Origin of the sequence: Streptomyces sp. NPDC057950, assembly GCF_042887295.1 — a bacterium.
In the GTDB taxonomy this organism is placed as follows: Bacteria; Actinomycetota; Actinomycetes; order Streptomycetales; family Streptomycetaceae; genus Streptomyces; species Streptomyces kaempferi.
The window spans coordinates 174,723-189,851 of the sequence record NZ_JBHVPP010000020.1 but is presented as its reverse complement, the minus strand read 5'-3'; the positions used below and the strand labels follow the sequence as shown (position 1 = coordinate 189,851).

Sequence of the window (15,129 nt, the reverse complement as noted above, 5' to 3'; positions counted from 1 at the left end):
TGTTCGGTTCAGATGGCGGTGGTGCCGCCGTCGGCGACGAGTTCCATGCCATTGACGTAGCTGGAGTCGTCGGAGGCGAGGAAGAGGGCGGCGGTGGCGATCTCGTCGGGGTGGCCCATCTGGCCGCGGGGGATGAGGGACTCGAACTGGCGCTTGGTGGCCTCGTCGAAGAGTTCTGCCTGCTTGGCGGTGGCGACCTGGCCGGGGGTCAGGACGTTGACGCGGATGCGGCGGTCCTTGAGTTCGTTGAGCCAGATTCGGGCCCATGCCTGCTGGACGGCCTTGCTGCCGGCGTAGACGCTCCAGCCGGGGAAGGCGCCGAGGGAGGCGTTGGAGCCGGTCATGAGGATGGAACCGCCGTCGTTGAAGAGCGGAAGGGCCTTCTGGACGGTGAACAGGGTTCCGCGGGCGTTGAGCCCGAACCAGGTGTCGAACTGAGTCTCGGTGATCTCGCCGAGCGGGGCGGGCTCGCCCCCTCCGGCGCTGGCCCAGAGCACGTCGATGCTGCCCTTCTCCCGCTTGACGGTGTCGTACAGGCGGTCCAGGTCGTCCAGGTCGGAGGCGTCGCCCTGAACGCCGGTGACGTTGCGGCCTATCTGCTGCACGGCCTCGTCCAGGGCCTCCTGACGGCGGCCGGTGATGAAGACGTGCGCTCCCTCGTCGACGAACAGCTTCGCCCCGGCCAGTGCCATGCCGGTGGTGGCGCCGGTGATGACCGCCACCTTGCCGTCGAGCTTCCCCATCGTCACTCCCTTGAGTCGGTGGTGCCGTGTGCACCTGGGATGACGGCATTAAGTACACCGCCCTGTGTGCTTACGGTAGGGGGTGGGCGGCCGGGGCGCAACTATGTACACCGGTCGTTACCCAGCCGCGGTACCATGGAGCCATGACGGAGTTGGAGAAGGGCCCCACGGGCCGCCGCCGCGGCCGAGGCGCCCGCGAGCGCATCATCAGCGCGTCCCAGCAGCTGTTCCGCGAGCAGGGCATCAACCGCACCGGCATGGACCAGCTCTGTGCGGCGGCCCAGGTGTCCAAGCGCACGGCCTACCAGCACTTCACCGGCAAGGACGAACTCGTCGCCGAGTACCTGCGCCGGTTCGACCCCTCCGTTCTGTCCGGCGTGTTCGACCGCACCGACCTCACGCCGCGCGAACGGCTCCTCGCCGCCTTCGACGTCCCCGCCACCACCCCCCTGTGCCCGTACATCGCCGCCGCCGTCGAACTCCACGACCCCGAGCACCCCGCGTCCCAGTACGCACGCGACTACAAGACAGCCGTCGCCGCGCGGCTCGCCGACACCGCCCGCGAAGCCGGCGCCGCCGACCCCGAACAGCTCGGCGAGCAGCTAGCGCTGCTCATCGACGGCGCCGCGGCCCGCACCCGGGTCCTCGACGCCGACGCCTTCCCCACCGCCGCCGCCATCGCCGCCGTCCTCATCAACAGCGCCATTCCCACCACAGCCGACGATGACCGGCGACGGGAGGACGTGTCGAGCTGACTCGGCACTCCGCGGCCGGGCCGGACGCGCGGCTGCGACCGCTGGTACGCGACACCAGCCGCCCGGCAGCAGGCCCGGGCCTGCGGGCTTTTACGGAACTGGCCGCCCGCTCGTTGAAGGCCACGGCAGAAGCCGCCGGGGAGATCGGCGGCCCCTGAGGGCTTCCCGACGTGGTAAGCCTCGCAGCTGTTGGCCCCACACGCAGAGCGTCAAGACCCCCATCAATGTCCCCGCCCACGGGCAGGGCATCGACGCCGACAAGAAGATCGTGCCCCGCAAGCGCAGCCTCGTCATCCGGTCTCGGTGGTGCGGCCGAGGGCATCGACGATGATCCGGCTCGCGGAGTTGCCCTCTGCCGCGGTGGTGGCGGTGGAGTCACCGGTGTGGGTGGTGGCGGTGCTCCACTTGTTCACGCCGTCGCCGAGGAAGGCGCTGGTGGTGGAGCGTTCGGCGCCGTCTAAAACGGTCTCGGTCTGTTTGGGGGCGTGGCTGCATTCGGCGCGCGTGTAGGTGCGCGGTGGTGGAGTCGTATACGTCGGCGAAGGCTTCGTAGGCGAGGCCGCGGGCGTTGTGGCGGGTGTCGGTCGGCAGGCGTCCGCCCAGGAGGTGACGTGGCCCACGCCGGCAAATTCCCGCCAGCTCGGGCCGATAGCTTGCAGCGCCCCAGTTCAGGTCTCACGCGCACGCAACCCTCCGGAAGGGTTCGTCTGCCCAAGTGCGGGCAGGACCGCAGAGGTCGACGGCAATCGGACGTGCGTGGTCGCCGTCTACGTGCTGGGCGGTTGCTGCCGTGACTGTGTCGTGCGGTGCCCTCTCGGCGACCGGTTGGCCTTCCGTCGTCGCCGTAGCCAGTCGCCGGCCTCCCCGATGGCGAGGAGGAAAGCAGACGAAGAAGCGCATTCCGTGAGTGTGGCGGCTTGGTCGAGCGCCTTGCCCAGGAGCCACAAGATGAGGGCGATCAGCATCCACCACACGGCGAGGGAGAGGACGAGGCGCGGCAGTCGGGTCTGGCCGGTCACGGCGTGACGCTCCTGGTTCGGCTCGGGGCCAGAGCTGCGCACGCCAACGCTGCAGCGGCCACGACGTCTTCGACGGCTGTGCCGGCCAGGACAGGCGGAGTCTCCGCCCGACGAGAGATCGTCTTGAGGGGTGCGACGGAGTAGAGAACAAGCGGGGCCCAACCGCGTGGGCGCATGGGGGCGGGCCGGTGCCGCCGACGTGGTGGTATCCGGCCACTGACCAGGGCCGGCCTGGCCAGCAGCAAGGTGGGGAAGAGACAGGCAAGGCCGATCCAATGCCAGGTCATGGCCGCGAGGACTCCTGTGGTGTGCGGGGCAGGCCAGTCCGGCGGGAGGCGACGATCACGGCAGGAACGGTGACAGACGCGGCGCGGCCGGGATGTACGAACCGTGAGGCAGTGGCCGCACCGTGGGCATCGACCACTGCCACGGTGAGCACCAACTCAGGTAGCCGTGGGGCGGAGATGACGACAGGAACGGCGGGTAGGCACGCAGGCCAACGGCCATGACAGCAAACCCTTTCCAGTGCATCGACGATGTGGGGCACACAGCCCCTTTCACGCCGATCAGACCTCCCGGCACCCCCACGCCACTTGACGCGTTCTTTGCATTCTATCGATGGCGGTGCTCCATGCCCAGACTTTGCCGCGCTGCGCCGCTGACTGAAGTCCAGCGGCCAACGGGGCAGTTGGAGGTTCTCGGACTTCTCGTCGCCCGCGGTGCGGAGACCCATGAAAATTCCCGCACCGTCAAGTACCACCGTCGACCGACTCATTGATGCACCCTTGGCGAAGGAGGATCGCCGACAGGAGTCAAGTCGACCCAGCCGCCTGCGCTTGCCCGCAGCAACCCGTCTCCTGGGGTTGCCCGCCTCGGCAGACGCTCTCGGTGCTCCCACCAACCGTCCGAGGAGTAGGCAGTGCTCTTGGCCAGGCAGCCACCGATAAGGAGGGGTGGGCCACTCGGGCCTGTCGCTGCGATCTTGGATATCGAGGGTCGGGGCTGTCGGCCGGCGCTTAGGATCAGCCCGTGATCGCTGACGTGCAGTGTGTCGTGCTGGACTGTTCCGAGCCGACGGAACTCGCCGAGTTCTACCAGGCGTTGCTCGGTGGAGCTGCCAATCAGGAGGATCGGCGATGGGCCCTGGGTGACGGTTGGGCGACCTTGCACACGCCGTCCGGACTCGTCCTGGCCTTCCAGCGGGTAGCTGACTACATGCCGCCGCAGTGGCCCGACTCGACCCGGCCTCAGCAGTTCCATCTTGACTTCGGTGTCGCGGACCTGGACCGAGCCCAGAAGCAGGTGCTGGCCTCGGGGGCGAGGGTGCTGGACGAGGGTTCCGGCGAACGGAGCTGGCGCGTCTATGCCGATCCGGCAGGGCATCCGTTCTGCCTTGTGCGGCACTGAGGGCAGGGAACCAGCTGCGGTCGCTCCAGGGCACGATCATGAGCGGAGCCAGATGAGGAGGGCGGCGGCGGTCACGGTGCCGAGGTAGATATACCCGCGCTTGTCATACCGGGTGGCCACGGCTCTGAACTGCGTGCTGGTGGACGCGTACGACGGTGGAGTCGACGTTGATGTTCCAGTCGATATCGCCCTCGGCGTCGGCGACGGCTTGGACGTGCTGGAGGAGTCCGTCCCAGGTGCCGTCGGCTGACCACAGCAAGTGCCGCTTATGGACGGTTTTCCACGGGCCGAAGCGCTCGGGAAGCTCCCGCCACTGCACCCGGGTGCCGAGCCGGTGAATGATTCCGTTGATCACCTGCCGGTGGTCCCGCCACCGACCGCACCGGTTGTTGCTCACCGGGAGCAGCGGCTCCAACACTGCCCACTCGGCGTCAGTCAGATCCCCCCTGCTGAGCATGATCAGAACAACGCGCTACCTGATCGAAGAGACACGGCCTGGTGCCACCAGTACTGCAACGGTCTATGCCGTGGCTGTTGCCGTACTCGGCCGGACCGGACCGATGACGGTGCCGGGCGCGACGTTGAGTCGGCCGTATGCGCTGGTCTCACCGGGGATCATTCCGTCCGGGGTCCTGAGCGTGAAGGACGCCTCGTCGGCCGGGGTGCTACCGGCCCTGTCGGGCACTCGGATGTCGAAGTGCACCGGGTGCCCCGGACCGAAGGTCACCACCACGTGCTGCGGGCCGTATTGCCCGACGGTGACCGCTTCAGCGGAGCCGTGGCGGCAGAACCGTACGTCGGTCGGTGACCCGGCCAGTCGGCACGGTTCGTACCCTGGCGCCGCAGTCAGGGTGACCCTGTAGTGGCGGTGCCCCGACGATGAAGGCGCCCGAGTGATCTTGGCCATGTGGTTCGCCGGACGGCACGCGGAAGGCGTCGCGACGCCGACGGCCGTCCGGGCAGACGCCTGCCCAGCTCCGGCTCCTGCCACGCCCACCAGCATGAGTACAGCCGCAGACACAGCAGCCGTGGACTTCGCGATCGGCATGGCGATTCCTCACGTAGGTCTCCCAGGGCCTGGTCGCGCCCCGGCTGCTCCACGCTCCCGCATCCGCGCCGTGCATCAGAGCCCCAAACGCACGCGGTCACCGGATCGGGCGGGGCAGGACACCCCGTTCAGCCCTCGTCGGGGAGCTGTAGGAAGGGCGCTGGTGCCGGCCAGCACCAGCTTGGCAGGAGCCGAACAGCGTTCGCGCCGTGGTCTGACAGAGGCCGTACGCCTTCCTCCGCCTGGAGTCTGCTTGGCGGAGGTCATCCCGGGCATGGAGGCGCGGAGGGTCCGCACATCGGCGAGGTGGCCGAACAGCCTGGCTGGAGGAACTGGCGGTCTTTGATGTGGTCGGGGATGGAGGCGTGGATCGGGTCGGCGGGGACGAGGGTGACGTTCTCGTACCCGGTGTGGATGAGGTCGCGGTAACTGCGGCGGACGTTGCACTCGGGATCCGACAGCCACTTGATGAGGGTTTCGGGGCGGACGTCGAGGCCGACGCTCTCCAGTGCCTCGCGGCCACGACGGGAGCCGGTGAGCTGGGCGTGCCAGTGCTTGGCCCTGTAGGAGGCGAAACGGTGGTGCCCGCAGGGGACTCACCGCAGCCAGACACGATGCCCGCTTGCGCCGCGCACTCTCCAGGAGGCCGTGACGTCTGCCAAGCGTCGCTCGGGGCCGTCCCGCGCGGCCGTCCAGCAGGAGTACGGCGGCGCAGGTCACTGGGTCTGTCGTCCCGAGAATTCGCCAGTTGTGCGGCAACCGCGGCCACGGCGTCGGGCCACCCTGCATCGTGGTCCCGCCGCCTGCCGCCGGGCAGGACAGGCCCCGACCCACGATCGAAAGAGGAACGCGCATGCGACCGAACGCTCTGGGCAAGACCCTCGCAGGCCTCGTCGCCATCGCCGGACTCGCCGCCGGCAGTGTGGTGACCGCGGGCGTCAGCTACGCGGCGCCCGTGAACACTCCCCGGACGACGGCTGCCGCCCAGCCCGCCATCGCGGCCGCGACGCAGAATTTCGGCCTCACGACGGCCGAGGCCAAGAACGTCCAGCGGTTCCTCGCGGAGTACTGGGGCTACACCGACAGCATCGACGGCCAGCTGGGTACAAACAGTTGGAAGGCGATGCAGCGCTTCCTCTCGGGGATCTGGGGCTACACGGGCGCCATTGACGGGGACCCGGGCACCAACACCGTCAAGGCACTGCAGCGCATGCTGGCAGCCCAGTGGGGCTACACGGGCCCGATCGACGGCGTCGCCGGCTCGGGGACCAAGGCCGCATTCAAGCGCTTCGCCGACTCCTGATCCAGGCGAGCTCCGGCCGCCGGGTGAGGAGCCCCGGCCCGCCCCCGTCTGCCCGGGGCGAGCCTGGGCGGGCCGGGGCCTGTGCTCGCGGGTCTCGACCGGGATCGTGGTTGGCCAGGAGGTGGCGCTCGGGAAGGTGTGTTTACGCCCGAGCTTGCGCGGCCTCGAAGCTGATCCGGCCGTCCGGGGCGACGATGGCGGCCTCGCCGTCGAGGACAGTCCCGGCAGGGAGTGGCAGGCCGACAAGTGACTTGTCTGAACCAGCGGTTGCACCGCACCGCTGGGCCCGTCACAGCCGGGCACTGCAAAGACAGCTCGTGACTGCTGTGCGCGCCACTTCTCCGTTCTGGCGTGCACAGCCTCATGCCCCTGCCCCTGCCCCTACTCCGACTCGGGCTGCGGGTGCCAGGTGCCGTCAAGCGGGGTTCCGGCAGCGGACGCGATCCGATCGCGTGATGCGAGAAGTCTGGACCTCAGCGTCGGCAGGTCGACGTCGACCAGCGCGCCGTCGCGTTTGACCACGCGACCGGCGACGAGGACGGTGTCGACCAGGCCCGGGTGGCCGGCGCTCACGATGGTGGCGGCCGGGTCAGTGACCGGGAAGGCGGTCAGATCGTCGGCGCGCAGCAGGAGGATGTCGGCGTCCTTGCCGGGTGTGAGGCTGCCGGTCCGGGCATCGAGTCCGCAGGAGGCGGCGGCGTCGATGGTGGTGAAGGCCAGCAGATCGCGGGAGCGCAGGCCGCCGTCGAGACCGCGTTGGACGGCGAAGGCGGTGCGCAGCGCGGAGAACATGTCGCCACCGGCCGAGGGGGCGTCGTCGACGGACAGTGTCGGGCGCGGACCGGCGGCCAGCGCCCGGCCGGTGATCGGCCAGCAGAATCCCATCTTCAGCTCGACGTCCGGGCTGATCGACGGTGAGCTGCCCGCGTCGGCGAGCATCCGCAGCTCATCGTCCCTGAGTCCGTTGCCGTGGACGAACGTGGTGGTGTCCCCCAGTAGCCCGTGCGTGCGCAGGTCGGCGACCGCCCGGCCGGTGACGTCGACGTGCAGGCTGGTACACAGGCCGAGTCCGGCCGCCAGCTTCATCTCGCGGGCGACGGTGTCCATGTCGGTGGCTTCAGGCCCGCGTAGCCCCATGGCCAGGGAATGGCAGGACGCCCTCGCCACGGCGCACGGTGACCAGGCCCGCAGCACACTCCTGCACGCCGCGGTCGGCGTTCTGCGGCTCGCCGCCGCCGTCCAGCCAGGCCCGTGCCGTGCCGTGCCGTGCCAAGCCGAGCCGAGCCGAGCCGAGGGTGGGGTGCCCGGCGAAGGGGAGCTCACCTCCCGGAGCGAAGATCCGCAGCCGGTGGTCCGCCTCCGCGACGGTGGGAAGCAGGACGAACGTCGTCCCGGACAGGTTCGTCCAATCTGCCAGCCGCTGCATCTCCTCCCCGATCAGGTCCGTCCCGTCCAGGACCACCGCGACAGGGTTACCGGAGTAGGGGCTCGTGGAGAACACGTCGACCTGCATGAACGAACGGGCACGCGACACGGTCATCGCCACCTCTCGACAGCAGCCACGGCGCGCACCGCGCATCCCCTGCCCATCGGTGGAAGCAGGGACATCCAACGGGCGCCGGCTCGGTGGCGACAGAGCCACTCGCGACAAGGTGGACTGGCCTGCCCTGCCGTGAAGAGGGGTGTGTTCTAAGGGTGGTGGTGAGGGTGACCACGGCCGACGAAGGTGTGGGCGGAGAGGGTGCACCCCGTGCACTGCGGAAGGCCTTCGTCTCTGGGAGGCGCCGGTGGCACGCCCAGAGGAGCGAGGCCAGCGAGGCCGCCTCTCCCTGATCCCCTCCGGATATTGAGACTTCCGTCCCGTCTGGACGTTCCTCCCCGGGCCACGAGACCCACAGTCGGGGTGTCCCCTCCAAGGGATCGGCTCCGGACACACTCACCCCGTGATGGATGCCCGGAAGTGGTACCGGTCGCCGCGGAACGCAGCCGCGGTGAGTTCGAGGGGCTGCCCGTTCTGGTTGAAGGCGAGCTGAGTGGCGACGAGCACTGGAGTCGCGTCGATGATTTCCAGCAGTTGCTTTTCCTCCGCCGTCGGATGCCGGGCTTCCACGGAGTAGTCGGCGACCTTGGGCAGTTGAGGCGGGTCGGCGCGGCGGAGTGTGGCGAAGAGCGTTTCCTTGGTGAAGTCCGTTTCTGCCAGCTTCGGGCACAAAGCGAGAGGCAGCCGGTTGTGCTCCAGCACCACGACGATGTCGTCCAGGTAGCGAAGCCGGCGCATCTCGAAGAGCGCCGCTCCCGGGCCGACGCGCAGCAGTTCGGACTCCTGAACCGTGGCAGGCCGGACTCCGGTCTCCAGAACTGAGTCGCGAAGTCGCAGTCCCTGTTGATCGGCGTAATCGGCGAAGCCCTGTACCGACTGGCCCGTTGCCGGACCGGGCGACGGCGGAAGCGTTGACGGGGCGACGCGATCGTAGCCCTCGGCGAGAAACCATCCGCGAGCCGGCGAGGACTCGATGACTTCGCGCTCCGCGAGTTCGTTCAGGGCGGAGCGAAGGGTGACCCGCGATACGCCGTACCGGGTGGCCAGCGCCCGCTCCGACGGCAGTCGATCTCCCGGCCGGGCGCCTTTCTCGGCGATGTCGCCCAGGAGGCGTCCGGCGATCTGGGTGTACAGCGGCAGAGCGTCTCCGCTCAGCAGCCCTTGCGGGAGACCACGATCCGAAGAAGACATACCAGATGTATACCAGTTCCGAGCAGACCAGTTCAATACCATTAACAGACCATTGACGGCCATGCACGAGACCAGTACCGTTCCAGTCACGTTTTCGAAGGCGCACCGACAGATGCGGCTGACGCGCTTCGGTGAACCCTGGAGTGATCATGTGGAACCCCTTGGATGAAGTGGTACGCCGCCAGAAGGCGGGCGAACCACACGGCATCACCTCTGTCTGCTCGGCCCATCCGCTGGTCATCGAGGCAGCGGTCCGACAGGCCCTCGCTTCGGGAGGAACTGTCCTCGTCGAGGCGACCTCCAACCAGGTGGACCAGTACGGGGGCTACACCGGTATGCGGCCCGAAGACTTCCGCGAACTGGTGCACGGCATTGCCGCCGAGCACGGGCTGCCGCTGGACCGGGTCGTTCTGGGCGGAGACCACCTCGGCCCCAACCGGTGGCGTTCACTGCCCTCGCGGGAAGCGATGGCCGAAGCGGACGATCTTGTCGCGGCATACGTCCGGGCCGGCTTCACGAAGATCCACCTGGACTGCAGCTTCTCCTGCGCCGACGACGTTGCTCCGCTGACCGACGACCTGGTCGCCGAGCGCACCGCACGCCTGGTGCGCGTGGCCGAGACCACCGCGGGCGACTCCGCCGACGCCCTCCGGTATGTCATCGGAACCGAGGTTCCGGTGCCGGGAGGGGCGCACGAAACGCTGGAAGGCATGGTTGCCACCAGTCCGCAAGCAGCACGCCTGACCCTGGAGCACAACCGTCGCGCCTTCGAGAGGCACGGCGTGGCCGGAGCGTGGCCTCGCGTCATGGCCCTGGTCGTGCAGCCCGGCGTGGAGTTCGATCACCTCCAGGTGTTCGACTACCAGGGTGAGCGGACGATCGAGCTGCGCACGGTCCTGGCCGACGAACCCGCCATGGTCTTCGAAGCCCACTCGACCGACTACCAGACGGTGGACGGACTCGCCTGCCTGGTGGAGGACCACTGGGCAGTCCTCAAGGTCGGACCCGGACTCACGTTCGCCCTGCGCGAGGCGCTGTTCGCACTGGCCGCCATCGAGGACGAACTCGTCGCAGCCGAATCCCGGTCGCGGCTGAGCGAGGTGGTCGACCGCCGTATGCGCGACGAACCTTCCTGGTGGGAGGGCTACTACGAGGGCGATGCTGACGATCAGCGGCTTGCCAGGCGCTACAGCTACAGCGACCGCATGCGCTACTACTGGCCCGACCCCGAGATCACAGCCGCCCAGGACCGCCTGTTCACCAATCTCTCCGATCTCGGCATTCCGCTTCCCCTGCTGAGCGCCCACCTGCCCGACCAGTACCGACGCGTCCGCACCGGGGCCCTTTCCGCGGCACCGAGGGACCTCGTGGTCGACCGAATCCGCGACGTCCTGCGCGACTACGACCGTGCGTGTCGCACCCATGACAAGGAGTACGAGTGAAGACCACCGTCCAGAACCTGGTACCGCAGGACAGCGGGGCCGACCACACCAGCGCGGAGATCATTCAACAGCCCGACGTGTGGCGTGAGGTCGGCGCCATCGTCGCCGCCGAACGCGGCTCCCTGGACGCCTTCCTCGAACCCCTCCTGGCCGACGAGAACCTGCGGATCGTCCTCACCGGAGCCGGTACCTCGGCCTTCGCCGGAGAAGTCGTCCGCGCCGCGGTCGCCCGCGCCACGGGCCGACGCACCGACGCTGTTTCCACCACCGACATCGTCGCCGACCCCTGTGCGTCCTTCCCCGACGACGTCCCGACGCTGCTCGTCTCCTTCGCCCGATCCGGGGACAGCCCCGAAAGTGTCGCGGCGACCCAGCTGGCAGACCAGCTCCTGACGCACGTGAACCACCTCGTCATCACCTGCAACAGCGCCGGCCAGTTGGCCCGACTGCACAGCGAAAGTGCCTCCTCCCACGTCCTGCACATGCCCGCGGCGGCGAACGACCAAGGCTTCGCCATGACCTCGAGCTTCACCAGCATGCTCCTGGCGTCCCTGCTCGCCCTGGGCGCGCTCACCGCGGAGGCCATCGAAGCCCCCGCCGTCGCGGCCGAGCACATCACCGCGGGCGGCCTCAGCCCACGCATCGAGGAACTGCTGGCCCGCGAACCCGAGCGACTGGTGTATCTCGGCAGCAGCAGCGCACTCAAGGGGCTGGCCCATGAGTCCGCCCTGAAACTGCTGGAGCTCACCGGGGGCGCACTTGTCGCGTCCTCGGAGTCCTCACTCGGCTTTCGCCACGGCCCCAAGTCCGTGCTGAACGACCGCACCGCCGTCGTCGTCTACGTGTCCAACGACCCCTACACACGCCGCTACGACCTCGACATCCTCGCCGAACTTCGCGCAGGACTTCCCCAAGGCAGCGTCGTCGCCGTCACCGCGTCACAGGACGGACTGCCGGGCGAAGGCACCTGGCTGCTCCCTGGGCTCGAGGACGCCGACGACGCAGTCCTCGCCCTTCCTGCAGTGGTGTGCGCGCAGCTCATCGCGCTGCGCTCGTCTCTGGGCCAAGGCATACGGCCCGACAACCCGTTCCCCTCCGGAGAGGTGAACCGCGTGGTGCAGGGCGTGACCGTGCATCCGCTCCCCCAGCGACGCGACGACGTCGCGTAACAGCGTTCAGACAAAGCCGAGCGGAGGAACAACGATGTTTCTGGGTGTGGACGGCGGAGGCACCAAAACAGCCTTCTGCCTCATCGACCGTGCGGGCACCATCAGGGCCCGAGCCGTCGCAGAGGGTGCCTACTATTTTGCGGACAACGCCACCGGCGGCGTCGAGCACGTCGCGCAGGTCCTGGAAGAGGGAATCCGGGCCGTGTCCGAGGCCGCGGGCATCACGCACGCGGACATCGACTACGCGTTCCTGGGCCTGCCCGGGTACGGAGAGGTCCCGGGCGACATCGCCGCGCTCGACGCCGTCCCCGGCCGGGTGCTGGGACACCAGCGCTACGCCTGCGACAACGACATGATCTGCGGCTGGGCCGGATCGCTCGGCGCGGTGGACGGCATCAACGTCATCAGCGGCACCGGATCGATGACCTACGGCGAGCGGCACGGCCGCGGTGTTCGCACCGGCGGATGGAGCGAACTGTTCAGCGACGAAGGATCGGCGTACTGGATCGCCGCCCGTGCGCTGAACGTGTTCTCCCGGATGAGTGACGGCCGGCTGCCCGAGGGGCCACTCGCAGGAGTCCTGCGCCGCCATCTCGATCTGACCACGGACCTCGAGGTGATCGACGTCGTGCTCAACCGGTGGCAGGGACACCGGAGCGAGATCGCCTCGCTGAGTCCTCTCGTCGCCGAGGCGGCCGGGCTGGGCGACCTGCAAGCAGCCGCCGTCCTCACCCAGGCCGGGCAGGAACTGGCGCTGCTGGTGGACAGCGCGCGACGCCTTCTGGACTTCTCCGCCACCGAGCCCGTCCCCGTGTCCTACTCGGGCGGTGTCTTCCAGTCGGCCGCCGTACTCGACGCGTTCACCACCGAACTCCGCAGCAGCTCGGCCCTCTACGAACTGCGTCAGCCTCTGTTCGAGCCGATGGTCGGCGCGGCGATCTACGCGGCAAAACTCGCCGGAACCCCTCTCGACGCTGCGGCGCTCGCCGCTCTGCGCTCCACCTCGGAGATCACCACCACGGAGAACCGCCATGCGTGACAAACGAACCTGGATCCTGTACGCGGGTCTGCTGGTGCTGTTCTGGGGTGTCTGGGGAGCCTTCTCGAGCCAGCCCACCGAACGGTACGGCTATCCGAACGAGATGATCTACGTCATCTGGGCCTTCACCATGCTCCTGCCGGCCGCGTTCGCGCTGCGCCGACAGCGGTTCGACCGCCGCCCGATCGCGGCGCTGTACGGGCTCGCGGCGGGACTCACCGGTGCGGGCGGCCAACTCCTCCTGTTCCAGGCGCTGTCCAACGGCCCCGCGTACCTGATCTTCCCGGTGGTCTCGCTCTCCCCAGTGATCACGGTCTTGATGGCCGTGGCTCTGCTCAGGGAACGGATCGGGAAACTCGCCGTCATCGGAGTGGTCGCCGCGCTGATCGCCATCGTGCTCATCAGCATCCCCGCAGGCGACCACGGCTCGGCCAGCACCGGTTCCTGGCTGCTGCTGTCCATCCTCATCTGCGTCGCCTGGGGCGCACAGGCGTTCTTCATGCGCAAGGCCGCCCTCGCAGACGTCAACGACGCGACCACGTTCGGCTGGATGACCATCAGCGGTCTGCTGCTCGTCCCCGTAGCCCTCCTCATGATGGGCGGCCTGCCCGATGCCCCGTGGCAGGCTCCGGCACTCACCGCCGGCACCCAGGTCCTCAACGCCGTGGGCGCGCTGTTCCTCGTCATGGCGCTCAGCCGCGGCAAGGCCAGCGTCGTCGCACCGGTCACCAATGCCCTGGCACCCGTCCTCACCATCGTGCTGTCGCTGGTCATCTATCAGACGCTGCCGACGATTTGGGGGACGATCGGCATCGTCCTCGCTCTCGGCGGATCAACTCTGATGGTGTACGCCGACGAGAAGCGCGAGGAGGAGCCCGAGGTCCGGGATCCATCGGCACCCATGGCGGGCTCGTAGGCCCTTGGCGCACCGGCGGTTCGGATCACGGCACGTCCTCACGAGGCCGACCTGATCCGAGCCGCCGGACCGATATCGCAGGTTCAAACATTTCCCGCGCGAGGAGCACGCACATGTCTTTGGCCCCCACCGGCGATCTGGTCGCCCACGCCGCGACCGAGGGCCGTGGCGTCACCGCCTTCAACGTCATCACTCTGGAACACGCAGAGGGCATCATCGCGGGCGCCGAGGCAGCCGAACGTCCCGTGATCCTGCAGATCAGCGAGAACGCCGTGCGATATCACAGGGGCCAGCTCCTTCCGCTCGCTCTGGCGGCGGCCTCGATGGCCCGGTCAAGCACGGTCGAGGTCGCTCTGCACCTCGACCACGTCACCGACGTGGACTTGCTGCACCAGGCAGCCGACGCCGGTTTCTCCTCCGTGATGTTCGACGCCGGGGCACTGCCCTACGCCGAGAACGTCTCCGCCACCGCTTCGGCGGCCCGATGGGCTCACAAGGCAGGGCTCTGGCTGGAAGCCGAACTGGGATACGTGGGCGGCAAACCCGACTCCCCCGCGAGCGCGCACGCCGCAGGGGTGCGCACCGACCCGGTGGAAGCCGCCGACTACGTCGCGCGTACGGGCGTGGATGCCCTGGCGGTCGCGGTGGGCAGCAGCCACGCCATGACCGAACAGTCGGCGACGCTGGACCACGCACTCATCGAACGGCTCCGAGAAGCGGTTCCGGTCCCATTGGTGCTGCACGGCTCCTCCGGAGTACCCGACGGCGAGCTCCGCTCCGCGGTCCGAGCCGGCATCGTGAAGATCAACATCGGGACCGCGCTCAACATATCCATGACCCGCGTCGTGCGCGACACGCTGGACACACTGCCCGCGCTGACCGACCCCCGCAAATACCTGGGCCCGGCCCGCGACGCCGTAGCAGCCACCGTGCACAGCATCCTCACGATGATCGCTCACTGACCGCCACCGGCCGGCGGTCCTGACAGCTCAACCCGAGTCGTCGGTGTCCTCGCCGGTTCGCTGCGAGTGCGCGCCATGACGCCCCGAGCCGTGCTCGTGCGGGTCCCCCTCGACGCGATCGCTGCGGAGCAAGCCGCGGACGGGGTGCCGATTCGCCGCGTTCTGGCCGACCGAGGAGCTGGGAGATGGCCCTGGCCGGGTGCTCGTCGACAGGTTTTCCGTCCGCGTGCACCACCCGGACCAGGGCTTCCCCCTGATGGTGGACACCGGTTGTCATGCGGCGGCGGCCGGCCTGATTGATCGCTGTTCGCAGGCGATGGGGCTGATCTGGCCGAGGTGGGAACGTCGTCTCCGAGCGTGGTCGCGGGGTGCCCGTCGGAAGACGGCGAGGCGGGCCTCACTGGCCCCGTTCCACCGTTTCCGGCTTCATAACACCTTTTTGTCATGCTCGCGTCTAATTCCCGTCGGCGGCCCTGATCGCGTCGGTGGCCATTTCCGTGCGCATGGGGGTCGGCGAGCAACGGTGGCCTCGCACAGGCACCGCATGCCCGACACTCAAGCGCCACCCAACAGAACGCGTTTGCGCAGGAGTTCG

At 68.7% G+C, this 15,129-nt stretch carries 15 protein-coding genes and 2 pseudogenes; 9 read left to right on the top strand and 8 right to left on the bottom strand.

The genetic code is table 11. The annotated features are described in order from the left end of the window. Nucleotides 1–8 precede the first annotated feature (8 nt). Nucleotides 9–743 carry an SDR family NAD(P)-dependent oxidoreductase gene (locus tag ACFVTC_RS30245; RefSeq protein ID WP_390131662.1) on the bottom strand — a complete coding sequence of 245 codons (735 nt, stop codon included), beginning with the start codon at nucleotides 741–743 and terminating at the stop codon, nucleotides 9–11. 143 nt (nucleotides 744–886) lie between these two features. On the opposite strand from ACFVTC_RS30245, the gene ACFVTC_RS30240 reads away from it, so the two are divergent. After that, complete coding sequence (locus ACFVTC_RS30240) at nucleotides 887–1,498, top strand: TetR/AcrR family transcriptional regulator (protein WP_390131661.1); 612 nt, start codon at nucleotides 887–889, stop codon at nucleotides 1,496–1,498. Between the two features lie 202 nt (nucleotides 1,499–1,700). Next, nucleotides 1,701–1,787, top strand: a pseudogene (locus ACFVTC_RS30235) (IS5/IS1182 family transposase); the annotation flags it as partial. Between the two features lie 7 nt (nucleotides 1,788–1,794). Here the strand turns inward: ACFVTC_RS30235 and ACFVTC_RS30230 are convergent. Together ACFVTC_RS30230 and ACFVTC_RS30225 are read right to left on the bottom strand one after the other, a co-directional pair. After that, nucleotides 1,795–2,098: pseudogene (locus ACFVTC_RS30230) on the bottom strand (hypothetical protein); the annotation flags it as partial. 167 nt (nucleotides 2,099–2,265) lie between these two features. Beyond that, nucleotides 2,266–2,517 carry a hypothetical protein gene (locus ACFVTC_RS30225; RefSeq protein ID WP_390131660.1) on the bottom strand — a complete coding sequence of 84 codons (252 nt, stop codon included), beginning with the start codon at nucleotides 2,515–2,517 and terminating at the stop codon, nucleotides 2,266–2,268. Nucleotides 2,518–3,546: 1,029 nt separating this feature from the next. Between ACFVTC_RS30225 and ACFVTC_RS30220 the strand changes: the two genes are divergently transcribed. Next, nucleotides 3,547–3,924, top strand: coding sequence for a VOC family protein (locus ACFVTC_RS30220; protein WP_390131659.1), 378 nt, complete (start codon nucleotides 3,547–3,549; stop codon nucleotides 3,922–3,924). A gap of 103 nt (nucleotides 3,925–4,027) precedes the next feature. Here ACFVTC_RS30220 and ACFVTC_RS30215 read toward each other — a convergent pair whose 3' ends face one another. After that, a complete protein-coding gene (locus ACFVTC_RS30215; protein ID WP_390131658.1) occupies nucleotides 4,028–4,381 on the bottom strand; it encodes an IS5 family transposase in 354 nt (117 codons plus the stop codon). 63 nt (nucleotides 4,382–4,444) lie between these two features. Further along, entirely contained in the window at nucleotides 4,445–4,831 is a 387-nt protein-coding gene (locus ACFVTC_RS30210) for a DUF4232 domain-containing protein (RefSeq protein WP_390131657.1), read from the bottom strand. A 994-nt stretch (nucleotides 4,832–5,825) separates the two neighbouring features. On the opposite strand from ACFVTC_RS30210, the gene ACFVTC_RS30205 reads away from it, so the two are divergent. Then, nucleotides 5,826–6,275 (top strand): peptidoglycan-binding protein, encoded by a 450-nt coding sequence (locus ACFVTC_RS30205; protein ID WP_390131656.1) that lies wholly within the window; start codon nucleotides 5,826–5,828, stop codon nucleotides 6,273–6,275. A gap of 381 nt (nucleotides 6,276–6,656) precedes the next feature. Here the strand turns inward: ACFVTC_RS30205 and ACFVTC_RS30200 are convergent, their stop codons facing one another. From ACFVTC_RS30200 to ACFVTC_RS30190, 3 genes are all read right to left on the bottom strand, one after another. After that, nucleotides 6,657–7,382 (bottom strand): amidohydrolase family protein, encoded by a 726-nt coding sequence (locus ACFVTC_RS30200; RefSeq protein ID WP_390131655.1) that lies wholly within the window; start codon nucleotides 7,380–7,382, stop codon nucleotides 6,657–6,659. Nucleotides 7,383–7,392: 10 nt separating this feature from the next. Continuing rightward, nucleotides 7,393–7,815 (bottom strand): PhzF family phenazine biosynthesis protein, encoded by a 423-nt coding sequence (locus ACFVTC_RS30195; RefSeq protein ID WP_390131654.1) that lies wholly within the window; start codon nucleotides 7,813–7,815, stop codon nucleotides 7,393–7,395. 396 nt (nucleotides 7,816–8,211) lie between these two features. Further along, a complete protein-coding gene (locus tag ACFVTC_RS30190) occupies nucleotides 8,212–9,006 on the bottom strand; it encodes a GntR family transcriptional regulator (RefSeq protein WP_390131704.1) in 795 nt (264 codons plus the stop codon). Nucleotides 9,007–9,155: 149 nt separating this feature from the next. On the opposite strand from ACFVTC_RS30190, the gene ACFVTC_RS30185 reads away from it, so the two are divergent. The 5 genes from ACFVTC_RS30185 (at nucleotide 9,156) to ACFVTC_RS30165 (ending at nucleotide 14,534) form a co-directional block, all read left to right on the top strand. Beyond that, nucleotides 9,156–10,448 carry a D-tagatose-bisphosphate aldolase, class II, non-catalytic subunit gene (locus ACFVTC_RS30185; protein WP_390131653.1) on the top strand — a complete coding sequence of 431 codons (1,293 nt, stop codon included), beginning with the start codon at nucleotides 9,156–9,158 and terminating at the stop codon, nucleotides 10,446–10,448. Beyond that, nucleotides 10,445–11,617, top strand: coding sequence for an SIS domain-containing protein (locus tag ACFVTC_RS30180; RefSeq protein ID WP_390131652.1), 1,173 nt, complete (start codon nucleotides 10,445–10,447; stop codon nucleotides 11,615–11,617). The genes ACFVTC_RS30185 and ACFVTC_RS30180 overlap by 4 nt, the downstream gene beginning before the upstream one ends. Before the next feature lie 34 nt (nucleotides 11,618–11,651). Continuing rightward, on the top strand, nucleotides 11,652–12,656 hold the full coding sequence (locus tag ACFVTC_RS30175; RefSeq protein WP_390131651.1) for a BadF/BadG/BcrA/BcrD ATPase family protein: 1,005 nt from the start codon (nucleotides 11,652–11,654) through the stop codon (nucleotides 12,654–12,656). Next, entirely contained in the window at nucleotides 12,649–13,572 is a 924-nt protein-coding gene (locus ACFVTC_RS30170; protein WP_390131650.1) for a DMT family transporter, read from the top strand. The genes ACFVTC_RS30175 and ACFVTC_RS30170 overlap by 8 nt, the downstream gene beginning before the upstream one ends. A 113-nt stretch (nucleotides 13,573–13,685) precedes the next feature. Next, nucleotides 13,686–14,534: a ketose-bisphosphate aldolase gene (locus ACFVTC_RS30165; protein ID WP_390131649.1), complete on the top strand. Its 849-nt coding sequence runs from the start codon at nucleotides 13,686–13,688 to the stop codon at nucleotides 14,532–14,534. Nucleotides 14,535–15,129: the final 595 nt, after the last annotated feature.